This is a genomic window from Alkalisalibacterium limincola, from assembly GCF_008017755.1.
Classification (GTDB): Bacteria; Pseudomonadota; Gammaproteobacteria; order Xanthomonadales; family Xanthomonadaceae; genus Alkalisalibacterium; species Alkalisalibacterium limincola.
The window spans coordinates 1-20,707 of the sequence record NZ_VRTS01000004.1; the positions used below are offsets into that span (position 1 = coordinate 1).

Sequence of the window (20,707 nt, forward strand, 5' to 3'; positions counted from 1 at the left end):
GTCGCCGACGAACAGCCAGTCGCGCACGTTGCTGCCGTCGCCGTAGACCGGCAGCGGCTCGCCGGCCAGCGCCTTCTGGATCACCAGCGGGATCAGCTTTTCGGGGAACTGCAGCGGGCCATAGTTGTTCGAGCAGTTCGTCGTCAGCACCGGCAGCCCGTAGGTGTGGTGGAACGCACGCACCAGGTGGTCGGATGCCGCCTTGGACGCGGAGTAGGGCGAATTCGGCGCGAACGGCGTGTCTTCGGTGAACTTGCCGGTCTCGCCCAGGCTGCCGTAGACCTCGTCGGTGGACACGTGCAGGAAGCGGAACGCCTCGCGCCGGCCCTCCGGCAGCGTGCGCCAGTAGTCGCGGGTGGCCTCCAGCAGGGCCAGCGTGCCGACCACGTTGGTCTGCACGAACGCGGCCGGGCCGTCGATGGAACGGTCGACGTGGCTCTCGGCGGCGAAATTCACGACGGCGTCGGGCTGGTGCTCGGCCAGCAGGCGGTCGACCAGCGCGCGGTCGCCGATGTCGCCGTGCACGAAGACGTGGTCGGCATCGTCCTCCAGCGGGGCCAGCGAATGCCGGTTGCCGGCATAGGTGAGCGCGTCGAGGTTGACGATCCTCGCCTGGCCGCGCGTGCGCGCGCCGAGGACGAAGTTGCCGCCGATGAAACCGGCGCCGCCGGTGACCAGCCAGGTAGCCATCAAAGCCTTCCTTGAATCCAGTTCAGGGCCGGAATGGTACTAGACCCGCCCGGGCGGGACATGGCGGCGGGCCGGCAAGGGTTCAGCGCGCAGCCTCACAGGTTCTGGTAATTGGGCCCCGCGCCACCCTCCGGCGTGACCCAGTTGATCACCTGGTAGGGGTCCTTGATGTCGCAGGTCTTGCAATGCACGCAGTTCGCCGCATTGATCTGCAGCCGCTTCTCCCCGGCCTCCTCGACCACCTCGTAGACACCGGCAGGGCAGAAGCGCGTGCAGGGGTTGCCGTATTCCTCGGCACATTTGGTGAAGCACACCGAGGGGTCCGTGATCTGGAGATGGACCGGCTGGTCCTCGTCGTGCTCGGTGGCGGCGAAGTAGACGCCTGCAAGGCGATCGCGCGGCTCGAGCGTGCGCGGGCCCCAATCCCGGTCGGGCGAGGTGTGCTCGGCCAGCTTCTCGGTCGCCTTGTAGTCGGCCGATACCCGCATCGTCCACGGCGACGCGCCGCCGACCAGCGTTTCCCATCCGGCGTTGGCGAGCCCGAACCACAGGCCCTTCTTGAAACCGGGCTTGATGTTGCGGACCTTGCGCAGCTCGTCCATGACCACCGACGAGCGCAGCCGGGCATCCCAGCCGGCGCTGCTGCCTCTTTCGACCAGGTGTTCGGCGGCCAGCATGCCCGAGCGCAGCGCCTGGTGGACGCCCTTGATCTTGGGCACGTTGACCAGGCCTGCCGCGCAGCCCACCAGCATCGCCCCCGGCATTTCGACCGTGGGCAGGCTCTGGTAGCCACCGGTGGTGATCGCACGGGCACCCGCGGAGAGGATGGTGCCGCCCTCGAGCAGCGGCTTGATGCTCGGGTGGTGCTTCCATTGCTGGAATGCCTCGTAGGGACGGAACTCCGGATCGCGGTAGTCCAGCCCGGCGACGAAACCCAGTGCGATGCGGCCCTTGTCGAGGTGGTAGAGGAAGCTGCCGCCATAGGTGCCGGCATCCAGCGGCCAGCCCAGCGAGTGCACGATCCTGCCCGGAGTGACCCGTTCCTCCGGCACCTGCCACAGCTCCTTGATGCCGATCGAATAGCTTTGCGGGTCGTGGCCGTCGGCCAGGTTGAATCGTTTGATGAGCTGCTTGGAAAGATGGCCCCTCGCACCTTCACCCAGCACCGTCGTCCTGGCCCGGATGTCGATGCCCTGGGTGTAGCCGGGCTTGTGCGAACCATCCTTGGCCACCCCCATGTCACCGATGCGCACACCGCATACGGCACCGTCGGCGTCGAACAGCGGTTCGGCGGCGGCGAAGCCGGGATAGATCTCCACGCCCAGCGCCTCGGCCTGCGGGGCCAACCAGGCGCACATCGCGCCGAGGCTGACGATGACGTTGCCATGGTTGTTCATCTGCGGCGGAACGAACGGTGCCTTGGTGCCCTTGGCCTTGGACAGGAACCAGAACTCGTCCTGCGTGGCTTCCACGCACACCGGTGGGGGATTGTCCCGCCAGCCCGGCAGCAGCTCGTCCAGGGGGGCGGTTTCAATGACTGCGCCGGAGAGCACGTGCGCACCGATGGTCGAGGCCTTCTCGATCACGCACACGCTGGTGTCCGGGTTGAGCTGCTTGAGCCGGATCGCGAAGGCGAGGCCGGCCGGGCCGGCGCCGACCGTCACCACGTCGTACTCCATGACGTCGCGTTCCGGGGCTTGGGCTGCGCTGCTGTTCTCGCTCATCGGGGACTCCAGGACGGATGAATCAAACGTTTGGATTGTCGGGCATCGCGGCGGGGGCGGCAAATTGCGGCCGTAGCAACCATAATGAGGGCTGATTTCGAAGGAGTGGGGCATGAGTTGTGATCCAGACGCGTTGCGGCGCGCACCAATGGTTCGCGTGCTGCGCGCCTTGGCATTGAGGGAGGTGTCGTCGGAAGCCCTGGTCGGGGCGTGCCTGTCCGCGATCGAGCGTGACAACCCCTCCCTGCATGCGTGGACCCATGTCGGCGCCGACGCGGCCTTGCGTGACGCCCGGGCCTCGGACCAGCGCCGGGCGCAGGGCGCCGCCCTCGGGCGGCTGGACGGCGTTCCAGTCGCGCTCAAGGACAGCTTCGACGTCGAGGGCATGCCGACTTCGCTGGGGCTGCCCCCGCGCGACGCCTGGCTGGTCCATGACGACGCCAGCGCGGTATCGCGCCTGCGCGGCTGTGGCGCCGTCATCCTCGGCAAGACCGCGATGGACGAGCTGGCCTTCGGCACGATGGGCAGCAACCCCCATGGAGGCGATGTCGGAAATCCGTCCTTGCCGGGGCGGGCCAGCGGCGGGTCCTCGGCGGGCGCCGCCGCCGCCCTGGCGGCCGGCCATGCCACGGTGGCCCTGGGCACCGACACGCTGGGCTCGGTCCGGATTCCCGCTGCGTTCTGCGGCCTGGTCGGCCTGAAGCCGACCTTCGGCGAAGTCAGCCGGGTCGGCATGGCGCCGGCCCTGCGCCGCCTGGACTGCCCCGGTGTTCTCGCGCGAAGCGTCCAGGACGCGGGGATGGTGCTCAAGGTGCTGGCGGGTTACGACGCCGGCGACGTGGCCTGCCGCGCACGTCGCGTGCCACTCGCGTTGCCGGACTGGGACCCGGCCGCACTGCGGGTCGGCCTGGTGTCCGACCTCCGCTCGCTCGGGGCCGCTCCCGAGGTGGTGGATGCGTTCCGCGCCGCAGTGTCGGCAGCCGGGGCGACGCTGGGCCACGCCCGACCCGTCTCACTCGACCTGGCCCCGCTGGAAGTGGCGGCCAGCCGCCGGGCGGCGCTACTGCTGATGGAGGCCGACATCCTGGCCGCCCATGGCGATCGGGTGGAGCATGCCTCCGATCGCACCAGGGGCCTGCTCGAATACGCACGCAGCCGGACCGCGGTCGAGGCGATGGCCGCCGAGCAGCGCCTGGATGGCCATGTGGTGGCGGTGCGGCGCCTGTTCGAGGAGTTCGACGTGCTGGTGCTGCCGACCGTTCCCACCGCGCCGCCCGCACTGGGTGCGGCGGAGCCGGCCAACCTGGCCGACTTCACGGCCCTGGCCAGCCTGGCCGGCTGTCCGGCACTGAGCCTGCCTCTGCCGGGGGGCATGGGGTTGCAGCTGGTCGGGCCCCGCGGCAGCGACCTGCGTCTCCTGGAACTGGGCGAGGTGGTGCACTCGGTGATCGAGGCGACGCTGGAGGCCTCCTGACCCCGCAGCTCGACGGACTCAGCGCGAAGCAGCTTCCCGCTCGCGCGGGGGCTCGCCGCCCTCGCGCGAGCGTTGCTCCTCCTGGCGCTCGCGGAAGCGTTCCTCGCGCCACTCCTGGAGTCTCGGGCCCGCGCCCTCACCTTCCTCCAGCGTCCAGCCGATCAGCTCGTCGATGAAGGTCCGGGTGCCCAGCGTGAAGGCATCCACGACGCTGGACACGTCGGTGCCGCTGCTGCGCTGCCAGTGCCGGAAGGTCCGCGCGGACACCACGCGCGTGGAGGCGGCGTGGATCAGCTTCGCGTGGATCTGGATGTCGGCGGCCGGAGTGGGCTCGCCGTCGTAGACCGCCTCGAAGGCGCGGATGTCCAGTATCAGGCCGAAGCGGGCGCGCATGGCGCTTGACTGTCGCGTCACCGCGTCGATCCGCCCGGAGTCCTCGAACGCACGCAGCAGCATGCTGTGCAGCAGGTCCGGCAGGGAGTCCGCCCAGCTCGATCCGCCGTAGACCTGCAGCCGACTGGCTTCGGGGCGCACGAGGATGCGCTGGGAGTCGTGCATCTGGTCGGCATTTGGCCGGACCACCATCAGTTGCCAGTCCACGTGCGGCCAGTGCTCCTGGGGCTGGACCTGCACCACCGGCGAGTAGATCTGGACCGGCGTGCTCGTGCCGGTGAGCAGGCAGCCGCCAAGCCCCAGCAGGCTGGCCAGCAGTCCCACGCGGGCGATGGCTCGAAGGGGGTGCTGGTTCATCGCGGATCGAACTCCTCTGGCTGGTCGCCTCCCAGCAGGAAACGGGTGGGATTGGTTTCCAGGCGGCTGCTGAGCCGCGACAGGTCGCGGATCAGGACGCGCAACTCGAACAGGGTCGGCCCGATCTGGCCCAGTGCGGTGTTGCCGAAGCTCGACAGTGCGTCTTCATTGTCGGCCAGCAGGTCGTCGGCGCGGCGCGTGAGCGATTCGAACTGCCCGATCGCACGGCGCAGGTCCTGCGACATCCGGGGCAGCTCGTCGATCAGCTCCTCGTTGATCGTGCGCATGCTGTGGTCGATGCGGTCGACCACCACGGTGGTCTTGCCCAGGACCTCCTGGAGGTGCTGGCTGGCCTGGTTGGCCGAAGTGATGAGCTGCGAGATCTGCTCGCGCTCCTGGGCGATCGCCGAGGTGAACTCATCGATATTGGTCAAGGTCTGGCTGACGCGCTCGGCGTTCTCCTCGCTCATGATGTCGCGGATGCGCAGCAGAACGTCGCTGGTCGTGGTGGCGATGTCCTCGCCTGCCGACAGCAGCTTCTGGATCGCCGACTCCTCGGCCTGGATGACCGGGATCTCTCCGCGGCTGGTCACCAGGTTGCGGCTGCCCGGCGTGCCGCCGGACAGCTGGATGATCGCCACGCCGGTGAGGCCGGTGAATCCCAGCCGGGCCACGGTGTCGACCCGCAACGGCGCCTCGGCATCGATGCGGATGCGTGCGATGACCTTGCGCGGATCGTCCGGTGCGAGCGACAGCCGCCGCACCGAGCCCACGGTGATGCCGTTGTACTGCACGACGCTGCCGACCGACAGGCCGGTGACGGCTTCGGTGAACACGACGTCGACTTCCTGCCAGCTGCGCGCGGCGGAAAAACTCGCCGCCCACAGGGCGAACAGCAATGCGGCGACCGCTGCGGCCAACGTGAAGGCGCCGATCAGCACGTGGTTGGCTCGGGTTTCCATGCGTCAGGGGGACCTCTCGGCGAGTGGGTTCATCGTTTGGGGCGGGCTGCGCTGCGATCGCGCGCGGCGACGGCTGCGCGGGCACGCGGCCCATGGAAGTATTCCTGTACCCACGGGTGATCGTACTCCTGTACCTCCTGTATCGGTCCGATGGCGAGCAGGCGCTTTTCCGCCAGCACGGCAACGCGATCGCAGATGGCATACAGGGTATCGAGGTCGTGGGTGATCAGGAACACGGTCAGCCCGAGTGCCTTTTGCAGCGTCGCAAGCAGGGTGTCGAAGGCGGCCGCGCCGATCGGGTCCAGGCCGGCGGTCGGCTCGTCGAGGAACAGCAACTGCGGATCCAGCGCCAGTGCCCGCGCCAGGCCGGCGCGCTTGCGCATGCCGCCGGAGAGTTCGGAAGGGTATTTGGTGCCCGCAGAGCCCGGCAGGCCGGACAGCGCGATCTTCAGCCGCACCAGTTCTTCGCGTAGCGACACCTCGAGCTCGGGGTGGTGTTCCTTGAGCGGCACCGCGACGTTCTCGGCCACGGTCAATGACGAGAACAGCGCGCCGTCCTGGAACAGCACGCCCGTGCGTTGCTCCAGCATCCGGCGCGCCTGCTCGCTGCCGTCGAGCACGTCGACACCCAGCACTTCGATGCTGCCGGCCTGGGGCCGGCGCAGGCCGAGGATCGTGCGCATCAACACCGACTTGCCCGAGCCCGACCCACCGACGATGCCGATGATCTCGCCGCGCCTGACGTCCAGTTCCAGCTCCTGGTGCACCACCTGGCTGCCGAACTGGTTGCGCAGCCCGTGGATCCGGATCGCCATCTCCTCCTGCCCGCTCACCAGCCCATCTCCATGAAGAAGATGGCGAACACCGCATCGAGGATGATCACCAGGGAAATGCTCTGGACCACGCTGGAGGTGGTGCGCTCGCCAACCGACTGCGCGGTGCCACCCACCTTGAAGCCCTCCAGGCAGCCGACCACGGCGATGACCAGTGCGAAGACGGGTGCCTTCGAAAGGCCCACCAGGTAGTGCCGCAGCTGGATCGTTTCATCCAGCCGGGCGATGAACATCTCCGGGCTGATGTCCAGGGACAGCACCCCGACCAGCATGCCGCCGGCAAGGCCCGCCAGCACCGCCAGGAAGGCCAGCAGCGGCAGCATCACCAGCAGCGCCAGCAGGCGCGGAACAACCAGCAGTTCGATCGGGTCCAGCCCCAGCACGCGGATCGCGTCGATCTCCTCGCGCGCCTTCATGGCACCGATCTGGGCGGTGAAGGCACTCGCGGTGCGGCCGGCCAGCAGGATCGCGGTGAGCAGCACGCCGAACTCGCGCATGAACGCGAACCCGACCAGTTCCACGACGAAGAACTCCGCGCCGAATTCCCGCAGGACCGTGGCGCCGAGGAAGGCGATGACCGCGCCGACGAGGAAGTTGAGCAGCAGGATGAGCGGCACCGCGTCGAGGCCGGTCTGCTGCATGTGGAACACGGTGGAGGTGACCCGCAGTCGCTTCGGACGGACCAGCACACCGGCCAGCGTGGAGAGGGTCAGTCCGAGGAAGCCGACGAGGGCACGGCCCTGGGTGAACAGGCCATGCACGCTGTAGCCGACCTTGGCCAGCATGTCGCTCCAGGCCCTCTGCGGCGGCGGCGGCTCCAGTTCCGCCCGACCGGCTTCGAGCAAGGCCTGCGAAAGCGCCTGGTGCTCCTCGCGCAGGGAGATCGCCTCGGGCTCGAGCGAAAGACGCTCGCCCAGTCGATGCAGTTGCAGGGCGCCGGCGGAATCCATCCGGGAGACGCCACGGGCGTCGATCTCGCGGATGCCCTCATAGCCGCTGCGGGCGAGCCGGTGCAGGTCCGCGACACGTTCCAGCGTCCACTCGCCGCGCAGTTCGAGCCGCTCGGGAAACTCGGGGTTGTGCTCCGCGGAAGGGGCTCGATTCATTACGTGCGTCTTTGCACCGGGGAGGGTCCGCGCCTACGGTACCAGCACCCGGCACGGCTGTGCGCTGTCGCCGCCCCGGGCGCCAGGCCCGCAGGTGTTCGTGCGACCATGGGCGCCGACCCCGGCCGGCGATGCCACGATGTCCGAAAGCCTTGCGAGTTTCGTTGATCGCACCGACTTCATCCTCGAGCTGGCCCGGCGCCTGCATGCCTACGGCACCACGGCCCAGCGGCTCGAGCGCGGCATCAACGCGGTCGCCCAGCGGCTCCAGGTCGACTGCGAGATCTGGTCGAACCCGACCGGCATCATCCTGAGCTTCTCCGACCCGATGCGTGGGCCGTTCTCCGACACCACGCGCGTGATCCGCCTGGAGCCGGGCGACATCGACCTGGCCAAGCTGTGCAAGGTCGACGCGATCGCAGAGCAGGTCCTTGGCGGCGAGATCGGCATCGATGCCGGGCGTCAGGCCCTGCGGGCGCTCGACGCGCCTCCGGGGAGCTGGGCGCGCTGGCTGACCGCATTGAGTTTCGGACTGGCCTCGGCATCGGTGGCGGGCATCCTGCGCACGAGCTGGGCCGATATCGCAACGGCGGGCAGCATCGGCGTGCTGATCGGCCTGCTGCACATGCTCTCCCAGGGGCGGCCCCGACTGTCGGAGGCCCAGGAGGCGATAGCGGCGCTCGCCGCCACGTTCCTGGCGGCGGTCGTGGCGACCTATCTGGTTCCACTGTCGCTGCGCTCGGTGGTGGTGGCCTCGGTGATCGTCCTGTTGCCCGGCATGATGCTGACCAATGCCATTTCCGAACTCACCAGCCAACACCTGGTGTCGGGGACGGCGCGTTTCGCCGGTGCGATGGCCACGCTGTTGAAGCTGACGTTTGGCACGATCGCGGCGATGCAGGCGGTCGCGCTGCTGGGGTGGACGCCGCAGGAAGCGGTATTGGCCACGCCGCCGCCCTGGGTCGAGTGGATGGCCCTCGGCCTTGGCGCGCTCGCCTTCGCGGTGCTTTTCCGCGCCGAGCCGCGCGATTACCCGGTGGTTATGTTTTCCGTCGCCATCGGCTATGTGGTGACCCGCGGCGTCGGCGAGTGGGTCGCGGACGAACGGAGCTTTTTCCCGATCGGGGTGTTCGTTGCCGGGATGCTGGTCACCGTCCTGAGCAATCTTTACGCACGCTGGGCGAATCGCCCGGGTGCATTGGTCCGGGTTCCGGGAATCATCCTGCTGGTGCCGGGAAGTACTGGTTTCAGGACCCTGACGCACGTAATGGAGGACGACCTGGCGCTGGGCCTGGATACCGCATTCGTCCTGTTCAAGGCGCTGGTGGCGCTGGTGGCCGGCCTGCTTTTCGGAAACCTCGTGGTCAGCGCGAGGCGCAGTCTGTAGTTGCAAGGACAAAAAAACGCCGGCCAGGGGCCGGCGTGGAAAATCTCATGGGCAGACCAAGACCAGGTCAGATAGCCAGGTCCGATTCCTTCTTGCCCTTGGCCAGCGCGTCCTTGAACCAATTGGGGCGCTTGCCACGGCCGCTCCAGGTCTGGCTGGGGTCGGCGGGATTGCGGTACTTCGGCGGGACCTTGGTGCCGGTCTTGCGGCCACTGCGCCCGGCGGTGCCGAACAATTCCTCGATCGTATAGCCCTCGGCCTTGGCCTGGGCGGTCAGCTTGCGGCGAACATCGTTGATTCGCTCACGGTGGATTTTCTTCTTCTGCTGCTCGGCCTTGACGATAAGCTCATTGAGCTGTTCCGGGCTGAGTTCACCAAGATTAATAGCCATGACGCCTCCTTGAGTCCGTTGCGTGGGAAAGACCGGTCAAGCCGGAATGGCTCCATTAAAGCCTGATATCGCGGAAATAGAAACACCGGGATTAATGGTTTCCCCGCTTCGCCGCTTCCATTTATCCCGCAGTCAGTCTTTTCTCCCGAACCCACCCGTTGATTCAGGCCAGCCCGAGCCGCTGTTCCAGTGTTTCGAGCGCAATGGATTCGCTTTCGGGCTCGTTGCGCTCGCGATATTCATACGTGCCCGCCGCCAATCCCCGTTCGGACACGACCACGCGCTGCGGTATGCCAATGAGCTCGATATCCGACAGCATCGGCCCGGGACGCAGGCCGCGATCGTCCAGCACCGCGCTGATTCCCGCGTCTTCCAAACGGGCGTGCAGGGCCGCAGCCGCTTCCTCGACCTCCGGGGCGCCCTTGGGATTGATCACGCACACCGCAACCTGCCACGGTGCCATGGGTGCCGGCCAGGAAATGCCCGCGCCGTCGTTGTTCTGTTCGATGGCCGCCGCGACGATCCTGCTCACGCCGATGCCATAGCAGCCCATGTGCATGACCTGGGCCTTTCCGTTGTGGTCCAGCACGGTGGCGCCCATGGCCTTGGCATAGGTCTGGCCGAGCTGGAACACATGACCCACTTCGATCCCGCGGGCGATTGACAGGCGGCCCTTGCCGTCGGGCGAGGGGTCGCCTTCGATGACATTGCGCACGTCGGCGACCAGGCCGGGCTCCGGCAGGTCGCGCCCCCAGTTGACGCCGGCGAGGTGGAAGCCGGTTTCGTTGGCACCGACGATGAAATCGGCCATCGCGGCGACACTGCGGTCGGCGATGACGGTGACGGGCAGGCGCGTGTTCACCGGCCCGAGGAAACCCGGCTCGCTGCCCAGGTGTTCGGCGATCTCCGCTTCGCTCGCCAGCCTGTAGTCGGCCAGGCCCTCGAGCTTGGCCAGCTTGAGCTCGTTGACGCTGTGGTCGCCGCGCACCAGCACCAGGACGAAGCCCTGCTTGCCGATGACGGCGATCGATTTCACCGTCCGGCCCAGCTCGATTCCCATCAGCGCCGCGACGTCCTCGCAGGTGCGCTGGGTTGGCGTGTCGACCCGGCGCATGGACTCCACCGGCACCCCGCGCGGCGCCGAGGGGGCCACCGCCTCGGCCAGCTCGACGTTGGCGGCGTAGTCCGAGCCGTCCGAGAAGGCGATCGCGTCTTCGCCGGAGTCGGCGAGCACGTGGAACTCGTGCGAGGCGCTGCCACCGATGGCGCCGGTGTCGGCGGCCACCGCGCGAAAGCGCAGTCCCAGGCGCTCGAAGATGCGGGTGTAGGCGTCGTACATCACGCGGTAGGTGCGTGCCAGGCACTCCGCATCGAGGTGGAAGGAGTAGGCGTCCTTCATCAGGAACTCGCGCGCGCGCATGACGCCGAAGCGCGGCCGGATCTCGTCGCGGAACTTGGTCTGGATCTGGAACACGCTCAGCGGCAGCTGCTTGTAGGAGCGCAGTTCGTTGCGGGCGAAGTCCGTGACCACTTCCTCATGGGTCGGGCCATAGCAGAACTCGCCGTCCTTGCGGTCGCGCAGCTTCAGCAGCTGGCCGCCGAACTTCTCCCAGCGGCCCGTTTCCTCCCACAGCTCGCGCGGCTGGATCGACGGCATCAGCATTTCGACCGCGCCAGCGCGCTCCATCTCCTCGCGCACCACCGATTCCACCCGGCGCAGGACCCGCAGGCCAAGCGGTGTCCACGTGTAGATGCCGGCGGCGTGCTTGCGGATCATGCCCGCGCGCAGCATCAGCTGGTGGCTGGCCACCTCGGCGTCGGCGGGGGTTTCGCGGGTGGTGGAGAGATGGAACTGGGAGAGGCGCATGGGCGGGACCGGCTGGCGATTGACCGGCGATTGTAGCCGTGCGCGGGTGGCGCCCCCAAACAGTGCCTCAGTCGCGGTCCACCGGCACGCCGAGCGGGATGATGTTGCGGTCGAGGTCGATGTCGACCCGCTCGTAGGCCTGTCCGCCGGAAGGGGGCTGCTGGGCGACGTGCAAGACCCCCTGTGCGTCCCGCCAGCGGTACAGCACGGGCGCATCTTCCGGCGCAGCCCGGGTGGTCGACGGGCCTGCGGAGGTGCGCTGGCCCCCGGAAAACGGGAGCCAGCGCGACTCCGCAGGCGTCAGCCACCACGCCAGCGCGGCGCCGCCCAGGACGCCGATGGCAATGGCCAGGCCCAGCCGCATCGCCCTGGACTGCTCAGTCGCGACAGAAAAGCGCGACCTGGCGCTGTGCGATCTCGATCTGCTCGGCGCGCTGGCCGGCATCCAGCGGGCTCGGTTCTCCGCCGTCCGCGGACTCCAGGTGCACCTCGACCTCGGATTCGAGCGCGACCAGGTTGCGGCGCGCGGAGTCACAGTATTCTTGGCGCTCCTGGTCCGCCGGTGTCTGCGGCGCCTGCGCCCCGCTCTCGGCCTGGCCGACGCCAACGGGCTCCTGCGCCTGCTCCGCGCTGCGCTGCTGGCCGCTGGACCCCATCCGCACGGTTTCGTAGTTGCGGGTCCCCGCGGGCGGAGTCTGCGTGTACTGCGTCACACCGCGCTCGTCGGTCCACTTGTAGACGGTGTTCTGGGCGAGGGCATTCGATGCAAAGGCAATGGACACGACCATCAAGGCAACCTTCAGGGCAATGCGCACGTGAAATCTCCTGCTGCGTGGAACCGGGGAGCGGGCGGACCCGCTCGGGGGACTACAGGGTACACTCGCAACAATGACGACGCCTCCATCCGACAACACGTCCACGCCCCAGGCCGCGGCGCGCGGCGCCGACGGGGCATCTACCTGCTGCCGAACCTGCTGACGACCGGCGGCCTGTTCGCCGGCTTTTTCGCGATCATCTCGGCCTCGCAGGGGCAGTTCACCAGCGCCTGCATCGCGGTGTTCGTGGCTGCGCTGCTGGACGGGCTCGACGGGCGGGTCGCCCGCCTGACCAACACACAGACCGAGTTCGGGGTGCAATACGACTCGCTGGCCGACCTGGTCAGCTTCGGAATGGCCCCGGCACTGGTCATGTACCACTGGGGCCTGTCCGAGCTCGTCGCCGACGGCAAGGTCTGGGCCAAGGTGGGCTGGGTCGCGGCCTTCCTCTACGCCGCCTGCGCGGCGCTGCGCCTGGCGCGCTTCAATACGCAGACCGCGGTGGCCGACAAGCGCTGGTTCATCGGGCTGGCCAGCCCGGCGGCGGCCGGCCTGATGATGGCCTTCGTCTGGACCGCGGTCGTGAGCGGGTTCACCGGCGCCGAGCTCCGGTTCCTGGCCGTCGTGGTGACGGTGCTGGCCGGCCTGCTGATGGTCAGCCGCCTGCGCTACTTCAGCTTCAAGGCCGCGCCGCGCGGTGACCGGGTGCCCTTCCTGTTCATGGTGATCGCGGTGTGCGTGTTCGTCGCGCTGGCGATCGACCCGCCGCGGGTGCTGTTCCTCGTCGCGCTTGTCTACGCGCTTTCGGGGCCGGTCCAGGCGGTCGTGTCGCGGATGCGACGGCGCGCGGCCGGTGCCTCCGACGGCAGGGACTGACGCAGCCATGGGTCTGGCCTTGAGTCCGTCGCAGCTGGCCATGTTGAAGGCGATGGATCTGTCGCCGATGCGCTTGCGCGATGCCGGCGTCGAGTCCCCGGGCGATGCGGTGGCAACCGGGGAGATCGACTTCGACCACCCGTTGTTCGCTGCCGTATGGCGCGCCTCCGGCCTCGACCCGGCACGGCCAAGCGAGTTCGACTGGATGGCATGGGCGCGGGCGGTCGAACTGCCGGCGCTAGATCGGCTGGCACGCGATCCGCAGGCCAAGCGCCTGCTGTGGCGTCGCCTGCGTGCGCTACGTGGACGTCCTGCGTGAACGCCCGGGTCTCGCGGTCGCTGTCGATGCGGCCGATGACCGTGGACGACATCGGTCGGGTCATGGCGATGGAGGTTCGCGCCTACCCGTTTCCGTGGACTGCAGGCATCTTCAGCGACTGCCTCCGCTCCGGCTATGCGTGCTGGTTGCTCGAGGATGAGCGGGGCCTGCTCGGCTACGGTGTGCTGAGCGTGGCCGCGGGCGAAGCCCACCTGCTGAACCTGTGCATCGGTCCGCAGTCGCAGGGGCAGGGCCTGGGCGCCTACCTGTTGCGCAAGATGGTCGAGCTGGCGCGCTGGCACCATGCCCAGCGCGTGTTCCTGGAGGTGCGCCCGTCGAACCCCGCCGCGCTGGCGCTGTATGAGCGGGCCGGGTTCAACGAGATCGGCCGGCGTCCGAACTACTACCCTGCCCGCAACGGCCGGGAGGACGCACTCGTCCTCGCCCTGGAACTGCTGCCGGACGAGGCGGCCTAGAGTCCGGCCAGGCCCTGCAGCTGCTGTTGCAGCCCTTGGAGCTGGGTGTTCCAGTCGGCCAGCCGGGTCCGCTCGAGCTCGACGACGGCGGCGGGTGCGTTGGCCACGAAGGTGGCGCTGCCGAGCTTGCCGTTGCACTTGGCGATCTCGCCCTGCACGCGCTTGATCTCCTTCTCCAGTCGCGCCCGTTCGGCGGCCACGTCGATGAGGCCGGCCAGCGGGATGAGCACGCGAAGCTCGCCGATGACCCCGGCGGCGGCGGGCGGCGCGTCTTCGCCGGCTTCCAGCCATCTCAGCGACTCGATCCGTGCGAGGAAGCGCAATGCCCCGTCGAAACGCTTCGCGCGCTCGCGGTCCACCTCGCGACCGCCGGCCAGCAGCAGCGGCAGCGGCTTGCCCGGGGAGATGTTCATTTCGCTGCGGATGCGGCGCAGCGACGAGACCACGGCCTTGAGCCATTCGATGTCGGCGGCGGCGGAATCGTCGGTCTCGATGTCGCTGGCATCGGGGTAGGGCCGGCGGCTGATGCTGTCCGCTTCCAGTCCCAGCCTCGGCTTCACCGACTGCCAGATCTCCTCGGTGACGAAGGGCACCAGCGGATGCAGGGCACGCAGCACCCCCTCGAGCACCCACAGCAGCGTGTGGCGGGTGGAGTCGGCGGCGTCCCGGTCGGCACCCTGCAGCGCGGGCTTGGCCAGCTCGAGGAACCAGTCGCAGAACTCGTTCCACGTGAACTCGTACATCGCCTGGCTGGCGAGGTCGAAGCGATAGGCGGCGAACTGGGTCTCGACCTCGCTGCACATCGCGGCGAAGCGCGAGAGGATCCAGCGCTCGGCATCGGTCCTGGGTTGCGGGGCCCCGCTGGCGGAGAACCCCTCGCAGTTCATCAGCGCGAAACGGGCGGCGTTCCACAGCTTGTTGCAGAAGGCCTTGTAGCCCTCGCAGCGCTGCAGGTCGAACTTGATGTCGCGTCCGTGGGTGGCGAGGCTGGCGAAGGTGAAGCGCAATGCGTCGGCACCGAAGGCCGGGATGCCGTCGGGGAATTCCTTGCGCGTGGCCTTCTCGATCTTCGCCGCCATCTGCGGCTGCATCAGCCCGCCCGTGCGCTTTGCGACCAGTTCATCCACCCCGATCCCGTCGATGAGGTCGATCGGGTCGAGCACGTTGCCCTTGGACTTCGACATCTTCTGGCCGTGGCTGTCGCGTACCAGGCCGGTGATGTAGACGTCCTTGAACGGCACCTCGCCGGTGAACTTGTCGGTCATCATCACCATCCGGGCGACCCAGAAGAAGATGATGTCGAAGCCCGTCACCAGTACCGAGGAAGGCAGGTAGCGCTCGTAGCCACGCTCGGCCATGGCCGCTTGGTCGGGCCAGCCCAGGGTCGAGAACGGCCACATGGCCGAGCTGAACCAGGTCTCGAGCACGTCGTTGTCCTGGTGCAGGTCCCCGGCGTAACCCTTCGCCCGTGCGTCGGCGCGTGCCTCGGCCTCGTCGCGGCCGACGAAGATCTCGCCGTTCTCGCCATACCAGGCCGGGATCCGGTGGCCCCACCACAGCTGGCGCGAGATGCACCAGTCCTGGATGTTGGCCATCCAGTGGCGGTAGGTGTTGATCCAGTTCGGCGGCACGAAGCGGATCGAGCCATCCTCGACCAGCTGCAGCCCGCGGCGGCCGAACTCGTCCATGCGCACGAACCACTGGTCGGTCAGGTAGGGCTCGATGACCTGGCCGGTGCGGTCGCCGCGCGGCACCATCAACATGTGTTTCTTCTCCTCGACCAGCAGGTCCTGGGCCTCCAGGTCGGCCAGCACCGCCTTGCGGGCGTCGAAGCGGTCCAAACCCCGGTACTTCTCCGGCGCGGCCTCGTTGATCCGTGCCTCGGGGGTGAAGATGTTGATCATCGGCATGCCGTGGCGCTGCCCGATCTGGTAGTCGTTGAAATCGTGGGCCGGCGTGATCTTGACGCAGCCGGTACCGAAGTCGCGCTCGACGTAGTCGTCGGCGATGACCGGGATCTCGCGGCCGCCCAGCGGCAGGCGGATCGACTTGCCCACCAGGTGGGCGTAGCGCTCGTCCTCGGGGTGGACCGCCACGCAGGTGTCGCCCAGCATCGTCTCGGGGCGGGTCGTGGCCACCACCAGGTAGTCGCGGGTCTCGCGCAGGGTCTCGTGGCCTTCGCTGTCGCGCTCCACGTGCTCGTAGCTGTCGCCCTCGGCCAGCGGATAGCGGATCGACCACATCCGGCCTTCCTCTTCCTCGCTCACCACCTCGAGGTCGGAAATCGCCGTCTTGAGCACCGGATCCCAGTTCACCAGCCGTTGGCCACGGTAGATCAGGCCCTCCTGGTACAGCCGCACGAAGCACTCGATCACCGCCTTCGACGGCATCGCATCCATCGTGAACACCGAGCGCTCCCAGTCGCCCGATGCACCCAACCGGCGCATCTGCCGCTCGATCGTGTCGCCGGAGTGCTGCTTCCACTCCCACACCTTGCCGATGAAGGCCTCGCGTCCCAGGCCGTCACGGGTCTGGTTTTCCGCAGCCAGGTTGCGGCTGACCACCATCTCCGTGGCGATTCCGGCGTGGTCTGAACCGACCTGCCACAGCGTGTCGCGACCCTTCATGCGCTGGTGGCGCACCAACGTGTCCATCAGCGTGTGCTGGAACGCGTGGCCCATGTGCAGCGTGCCGGTCACGTTCGGTGGCGGCAGCAGGATCGTATAGGGCTCGCCCTCGCCGCTGGGGCGGAAGCAACCGGACTGCTCCCAATGCTGGTACCAGCGGGTTTCGAAGGTTTGCGGCTCGTAGCTCTTGTCCATGGGCGGTTTCGTGTCTGGGGAAGGGCCGGTGGGTCGGGTCCCGGGGGCGGAGCGGGGGCTGTAGCCAGCCGTCCGGGCAGCCGCAAAGCCTATCATTTGTGGTCCCGGGGCCCCCTCCAGGGCTCCCGGCGTCAGAGTGCGGCGAACGCGTCGCGACTGAGGTTCTCCGGTGCCGCCTCGGTACACACCACGTCGTCCTCGATCCGCACGCCGCCGAAGGGCTTGAGCTCATCGACCAGCCCCCAGTCGACCACGTCCTTGTGCGGTCCGGCGGCGAGGTCGGCGAGGAAGCTGTCGATGAAGTAGATGCCGGGCTCGATGGTCACCGCATGGCCGGCTTCCAGGGGCCGGGTCAGGCGCAGGAACGGATGGTCGGCCGGGCGTTCGCGCAAGCCACCTTCCGGGCCGGCGAGATGGCCGCCGACATCGTGCACCTGCAAGCCGATGAAGTGGCCCAGTCCGTGTGGGAAGAAGCGCGTGGTGATCCCGGCCTCGACCTGGTCGTGCGGCGCCATCCTCACGATGCCGAGCCGCTCGAGCACGCCACCGAGCCGCTGATGGCATTCCAGGTGCAACTGGGCGTAGTCGCGCCCCGGTCGCACGCCATCGACCAGGGCGCGCTGCTCGCTGTCCACTGCATCCACCAGGGCCTGGAAGCGCTCGTCGCCATTGCCCCAGGTACGGGTGATGTCGGCGCAGTAGCCACCCACGTCCGCGCCGGCATCGATCAGCAGTGAGCGGCTCGTGCCCGGCTTGTCCGCCCGGTGGTGCTGGTAGTGGAGTACGGCACCGTGCTCGTTGAGGCCGACGATGCTCTGGTAGGGCAGGTCGTGGTCGGAATGCCCGGTCGCGGCAAGGTAGGCCCGATGGATCTCCAGTTCCGAGCCCCCCTCCGAGAACGCCCGGCGGGCGGCTGCGTGTCCCTTGACCGCGCGGGCATTGGCCTCGCGCATCAGGCCGATCTCGTACTCCGACTTGGTGGCGCGGTCCCAGTGCAGCCGCGCGAGCAGCCGCTCGGGGTTGTTGGGCGTCACCCCGGGAATCGCGGCATCGGCTTCGGCGACGACCGCACAACGCCCCGTGGGGAGGTGCTGGGCGGCGTCGCGGGCATTGCGCACGATGCGGATGTCGAAATGCTCTGCCCAGTAGCCTTCCGGCGCCTCCGGCGGCAGGTGCCAGAAATCGTCCGGCTGCACGTAGACCAGCACCGGCCGCCGGCCCGGGGTGTATGCAATCCAGCAACCCGGGTGCGCGGTCAGTGGCAGCCAGTGCTTGAAATGCGGATTGGGCCGGAACGGATAGGGTCGGTCGTCGAGGAAGCTGAACTTCTCGATGCCGGCACCCACGAGGAGATGGTCGAAGCCGGCCTCCTCGAGCGCCCGGTCTGCACTGGCGCGGACGCGATGCAGGTGTTCGGGGTAACGTTTGGCATGGGACTGGGGCATGGGGGCTCCTGGGTATCGTTGCCGACCGGCCCGCCGGGGGCGTGAAGGAGCTGGGCATGGCGATCGGGGCGTGTGATTCTGCCGCAACGGCGCGTCGGGTGCAGGCATTGGACAGGATGGACCAGGGGGCGTGATGGACGAGGCGCGAAGGGTCGGCCGGCGAGCCTGGGTCTGGGTGGGGCTGGCGCTGGCGTTGGGCCTGCTGGCGAGCGCCTTGCTGGCCACCCAGCATCATCGCCTGTTGCAGGGCACGATGCGCGATGCCCAGCTCAGCCAGGTCGACCGTGTCGAGGCCGCGATCACGCAGCAACTGGGGAACGCGGCGCTGCTTACCCGCTCGGTCCAGTCCCTGTTCCTCGCATCCGACCAGGTGACGCCGGAGGAATTCCAGCTCATCTACGAGAATCTGCAGCCGCGCGAGACGTTCCCGAGCCTTCTTGCCTTCGCCTATGCCGAGCGCGTGGCGCAGCCGGGGCGGCCGGACCGGTACCCGACCACGATGGTGGCCCCGCTGGAAGGCAACGAGCAGGTGATCGGGCTCGACGTCATGTCCCAGCCCGGGAACCTGGCCGCGGTGATGCGTTCGCGCGACACCGACGAGCCGGTCGTCTCCTCGGCCTTCACCCTGGTCCAGACCGGCGAAGACGGCCTGATCATCCGGCTGCCGGTGTTCGTGCCCGGTTCGATACCCGATTCCACGCCCCGGCGACGCGAACAGATGGTCGGTTCGCTGGGCATTTCCTTCCATGCCCGGGGCCTGATCGCGGCGGCCTTGAACGACGAGCTCACCGCAGCCTTCGATCTGCTGGTCGTCGACGAGGGGGTCGTCGACCAGGTCGGGGAGGGGGGTGGCTACGTCCTGTTTGGCACCCCCTGGCAGGCCGGGGAGGAGGCGCTGCACGTGCGGCACATCGAGTTCGGCAGCCGTCGTTGGCGACTGGAGCTGCAACCCCGGCCGCAAGTGTGGGTCGAGTCGCACTGGCCCTGGCTCACGTTCGCCGTGATGGGGGCGGCCAGCATCCTGCTGGCGCTCCTGGTGTGGTCGCTGCTGGCCACGCGCGAGCGCGCGCTGAGGCTGGCCAGCGTGCTCTCGAGCCGCTTCCGGGACAGCGAGGCGCGCTTCCGCCGGCTCAACGACCTGCTTCCGGCGCTGGTGCTGCTGTTGCGTGGTGAGCAGTTCCTCACCGTGTATGCCAACCACGCGGCAGTGCAGAAGCTGGGAACGGACGTGACCCGGACTGGCCGTCCCCTGGCGATCGCCTCGCCCCAGGCGCAGCTGGGTGCGCAGTTGCGCTCCGTCCTGGCCAGCGGCGTGGCGGTGGATGCCCATCCGATGGAGATCCCCGGTGCGGCGGGCTCGTTCTGGGCGAATGTTTCCGCAACGCGCGTGGAACTTGATGGGGAGCTGCACGTACTGGTGCTGGCCAACGACATCAGCGAGTTGCGCGAACTCAACCAGCAACTCGGCTACCAGGCCAGCCACGATGCCCTGACCGACATGCTCAACCGCCGGGAATTCGAGCGCCGGCTGGCGAAGACCCTCGAAGTCGTGGGGCGGGGCGAGGCGACGGCCGCCTTGCTCTATCTCGACCTGGACCAGTTCAAGCTGATCAACGACACCTGCGGGCATGCCGCCGGCGACCAGATGCTCGCCGAGGTTTCGCGATTGCTCAAGGCGTCGGTGGCGTCGGGCGACGTGCTGGCGCGGCTGGGTGGCGATGAGTTCGGGGTATTGCTGCAGCGCACGGGCGCGGACGATGCCGTGGCCGTGGGCGAGCGCCTGCGTGAAAGCATCGAGTCGTTCGTGTTCGCCTGGGAGCGCCGCAACTTCAGCCTCAGCGTGAGCATTGGCGCCGTCGTGCTCGATCGTGCGGGACTGAGCCTGCGCGAGGTGCTGTCGCAGGCCGACCAGGCCTGCTACATGGCGAAGGAGCGTGGGCGCAACAAGGTGCAGCTCTACGTGGAGTCCGATGCCGAGACGGTGAAGCGCCGCAGCGAGATGGAGTGGGTGAACCGGGTGCGCGAGGCGCTCAAGGAAGACCGGATGTGCCTGGATTACCAGCGCATCGAGCCGGCGCGACCCTCGCGTCGGTCCAGCGGGCTCCATCTCGAGCTGCTGGTACGCATGCGCGACCGCGACGGCCAGGCGATCCAGCCCGGAGCCTTCATACCTGCCGCGGAGCGCTTCGGGTTGATGTCACAGGTCGACCGCTGGGTGGTGGAGACCGCGCTGGCGAACTTCGACCGCCTGCTGCCCGACGCCGACACGATCGAGCTTTGCACGATCAACCTCTCCGGCCTGACCGTGGACGACGACGCCTTCGCCGGGCACGTGCTGTCCTTGCTGGAGCGCTACCCGGTGCCGCCGCACAAGCTGTGTTTCGAAATCACCGAAACCGTTGCGGTCAACAACATGACCCGCGTGGTGGCCTTCATGCAGCGCCTGCGCCAGGTGGGCTGCCGCTTCGCCCTCGACGATTTCGGCGCCGGCGCGGCTTCGTTCGGCTACCTGAAGAACATGCCGATCGACATCATCAAGATCGACGGCAGCTTCATCCGCAACCTCGAAACGGACCCGGTGAGCTATTCCATCGTGCGCGCCGTCACCGACATCGGGCACCAGATCGGCCTGGAGGTGGTCGCGGAATGGGTCGACAGCGAACGGACCCGCGAGCTGCTTCGCGGCCTGGGCGTGGACTACGTGCAGGGCTTCCACATCCATCGCCCTGAACCGACGACGCTATCGAAACCCTAGGCGTCGGCCACCACG

18 protein-coding genes are annotated in these 20,707 nt (G+C 68.3%); 6 read left to right on the top strand and 12 right to left on the bottom strand.

The annotated features are described in order from the left end of the window. Together FU658_RS06845 and FU658_RS06850 are read right to left on the bottom strand one after the other, a co-directional pair. The coding region (locus FU658_RS06845; protein WP_147891411.1) for a dTDP-glucose 4,6-dehydratase at positions 1–690 on the bottom strand (690 nt) is incomplete at its 3' end. 95 nt (positions 691–785) lie between these two features. After that, the gene (locus FU658_RS06850; protein ID WP_147891412.1) at positions 786–2,414 is read right to left on the bottom strand and encodes an electron transfer flavoprotein-ubiquinone oxidoreductase; all 1,629 of its coding nucleotides are present in this window, start codon (positions 2,412–2,414) and stop codon (positions 786–788) included. A gap of 112 nt (positions 2,415–2,526) precedes the next feature. Between FU658_RS06850 and FU658_RS06855 the strand changes: the two genes are divergently transcribed. After that, positions 2,527–3,888 carry an amidase gene (locus FU658_RS06855; RefSeq protein WP_147891413.1) on the top strand — a complete coding sequence of 454 codons (1,362 nt, stop codon included), beginning with the start codon at positions 2,527–2,529 and terminating at the stop codon, positions 3,886–3,888. A gap of 18 nt (positions 3,889–3,906) precedes the next feature. Here the strand turns inward: FU658_RS06855 and FU658_RS06860 are convergent, their stop codons facing one another. From FU658_RS06860 to FU658_RS06875, 4 genes are read right to left on the bottom strand one after another with little or no spacing between them, the layout of a single operon-like run. Next, positions 3,907–4,638 (bottom strand): ABC-type transport auxiliary lipoprotein family protein, encoded by a 732-nt coding sequence (locus FU658_RS06860; RefSeq protein WP_147891414.1) that lies wholly within the window; start codon positions 4,636–4,638, stop codon positions 3,907–3,909. Beyond that, positions 4,635–5,600 carry an MlaD family protein gene (locus tag FU658_RS06865; RefSeq protein WP_147891415.1) on the bottom strand — a complete coding sequence of 322 codons (966 nt, stop codon included), beginning with the start codon at positions 5,598–5,600 and terminating at the stop codon, positions 4,635–4,637. The genes FU658_RS06860 and FU658_RS06865 overlap by 4 nt, the downstream gene beginning before the upstream one ends. Positions 5,601–5,629: 29 nt before the next feature. Then, on the bottom strand, positions 5,630–6,415 hold the full coding sequence (locus tag FU658_RS06870) for an ABC transporter ATP-binding protein (protein ID WP_147891607.1): 786 nt from the start codon (positions 6,413–6,415) through the stop codon (positions 5,630–5,632). A gap of 14 nt (positions 6,416–6,429) precedes the next feature. Next, positions 6,430–7,539, bottom strand: a complete 1,110-nt coding sequence (locus FU658_RS06875; RefSeq protein WP_147891416.1) for an ABC transporter permease — start codon at positions 7,537–7,539, stop codon at positions 6,430–6,432. Positions 7,540–7,678: 139 nt separating this feature from the next. Here FU658_RS06875 and FU658_RS06880 point away from each other — a divergent pair, with 139 nt between their 5' ends. Next, entirely contained in the window at positions 7,679–8,926 is a 1,248-nt protein-coding gene (locus FU658_RS06880; protein WP_147891417.1) for a threonine/serine exporter family protein, read from the top strand. 67 nt (positions 8,927–8,993) lie between these two features. Here the strand turns inward: FU658_RS06880 and FU658_RS06885 are convergent, their stop codons facing one another. The 4 genes from FU658_RS06885 to FU658_RS06900 form a co-directional block, all read right to left on the bottom strand. Further along, on the bottom strand, positions 8,994–9,317 hold the full coding sequence (locus tag FU658_RS06885; protein ID WP_147891418.1) for an H-NS histone family protein: 324 nt from the start codon (positions 9,315–9,317) through the stop codon (positions 8,994–8,996). A 163-nt stretch (positions 9,318–9,480) separates the two neighbouring features. Continuing rightward, positions 9,481–11,184 (bottom strand): proline--tRNA ligase, encoded by a 1,704-nt coding sequence (locus FU658_RS06890; protein WP_147891419.1) that lies wholly within the window; start codon positions 11,182–11,184, stop codon positions 9,481–9,483. Between the two features lie 67 nt (positions 11,185–11,251). Next, on the bottom strand, positions 11,252–11,548 hold the full coding sequence (locus FU658_RS06895; protein WP_187265981.1) for a DUF4124 domain-containing protein: 297 nt from the start codon (positions 11,546–11,548) through the stop codon (positions 11,252–11,254). Between the two features lie 13 nt (positions 11,549–11,561). Beyond that, complete coding sequence (locus FU658_RS06900) at positions 11,562–11,999, bottom strand: DUF4124 domain-containing protein (RefSeq protein ID WP_147891421.1); 438 nt, start codon at positions 11,997–11,999, stop codon at positions 11,562–11,564. A gap of 87 nt (positions 12,000–12,086) precedes the next feature. On the opposite strand from FU658_RS06900, the gene pssA reads away from it, so the two are divergent. The 3 genes from pssA to rimI are packed head-to-tail and all read left to right on the top strand — an operon-like array spanning position 12,087 to position 13,670. Then, positions 12,087–12,875: a CDP-diacylglycerol--serine O-phosphatidyltransferase gene (pssA, locus tag FU658_RS06905; RefSeq protein WP_147891608.1), complete on the top strand. Its 789-nt coding sequence runs from the start codon at positions 12,087–12,089 to the stop codon at positions 12,873–12,875. Positions 12,876–12,894: 19 nt separating this feature from the next. Beyond that, the gene (locus FU658_RS06910; RefSeq protein WP_147891422.1) at positions 12,895–13,194 is read left to right on the top strand and encodes a hypothetical protein; all 300 of its coding nucleotides are present in this window, start codon (positions 12,895–12,897) and stop codon (positions 13,192–13,194) included. 26 nt (positions 13,195–13,220) lie between these two features. Then, positions 13,221–13,670 carry a ribosomal protein S18-alanine N-acetyltransferase gene (gene rimI, locus FU658_RS06915; RefSeq protein ID WP_187266005.1) on the top strand — a complete coding sequence of 150 codons (450 nt, stop codon included), beginning with the start codon at positions 13,221–13,223 and terminating at the stop codon, positions 13,668–13,670. Here the strand turns inward: rimI and FU658_RS06920 are convergent. Beyond that, positions 13,667–16,492: a valine--tRNA ligase gene (locus FU658_RS06920; protein ID WP_147891423.1), complete on the bottom strand. Its 2,826-nt coding sequence runs from the start codon at positions 16,490–16,492 to the stop codon at positions 13,667–13,669. The genes rimI and FU658_RS06920 overlap by 4 nt on opposite strands. Positions 16,493–16,623: 131 nt before the next feature. Next, on the bottom strand, positions 16,624–17,937 hold the full coding sequence (gene pepQ, locus FU658_RS06925) for a Xaa-Pro dipeptidase (RefSeq protein ID WP_147891424.1): 1,314 nt from the start codon (positions 17,935–17,937) through the stop codon (positions 16,624–16,626). A 133-nt stretch (positions 17,938–18,070) separates the two neighbouring features. Here pepQ and FU658_RS06930 point away from each other — a divergent pair, with 133 nt between their 5' ends. Further along, entirely contained in the window at positions 18,071–20,692 is a 2,622-nt protein-coding gene (locus FU658_RS06930; protein ID WP_147891425.1) for a bifunctional diguanylate cyclase/phosphodiesterase, read from the top strand. Positions 20,693–20,707 lie beyond the last annotated feature (15 nt).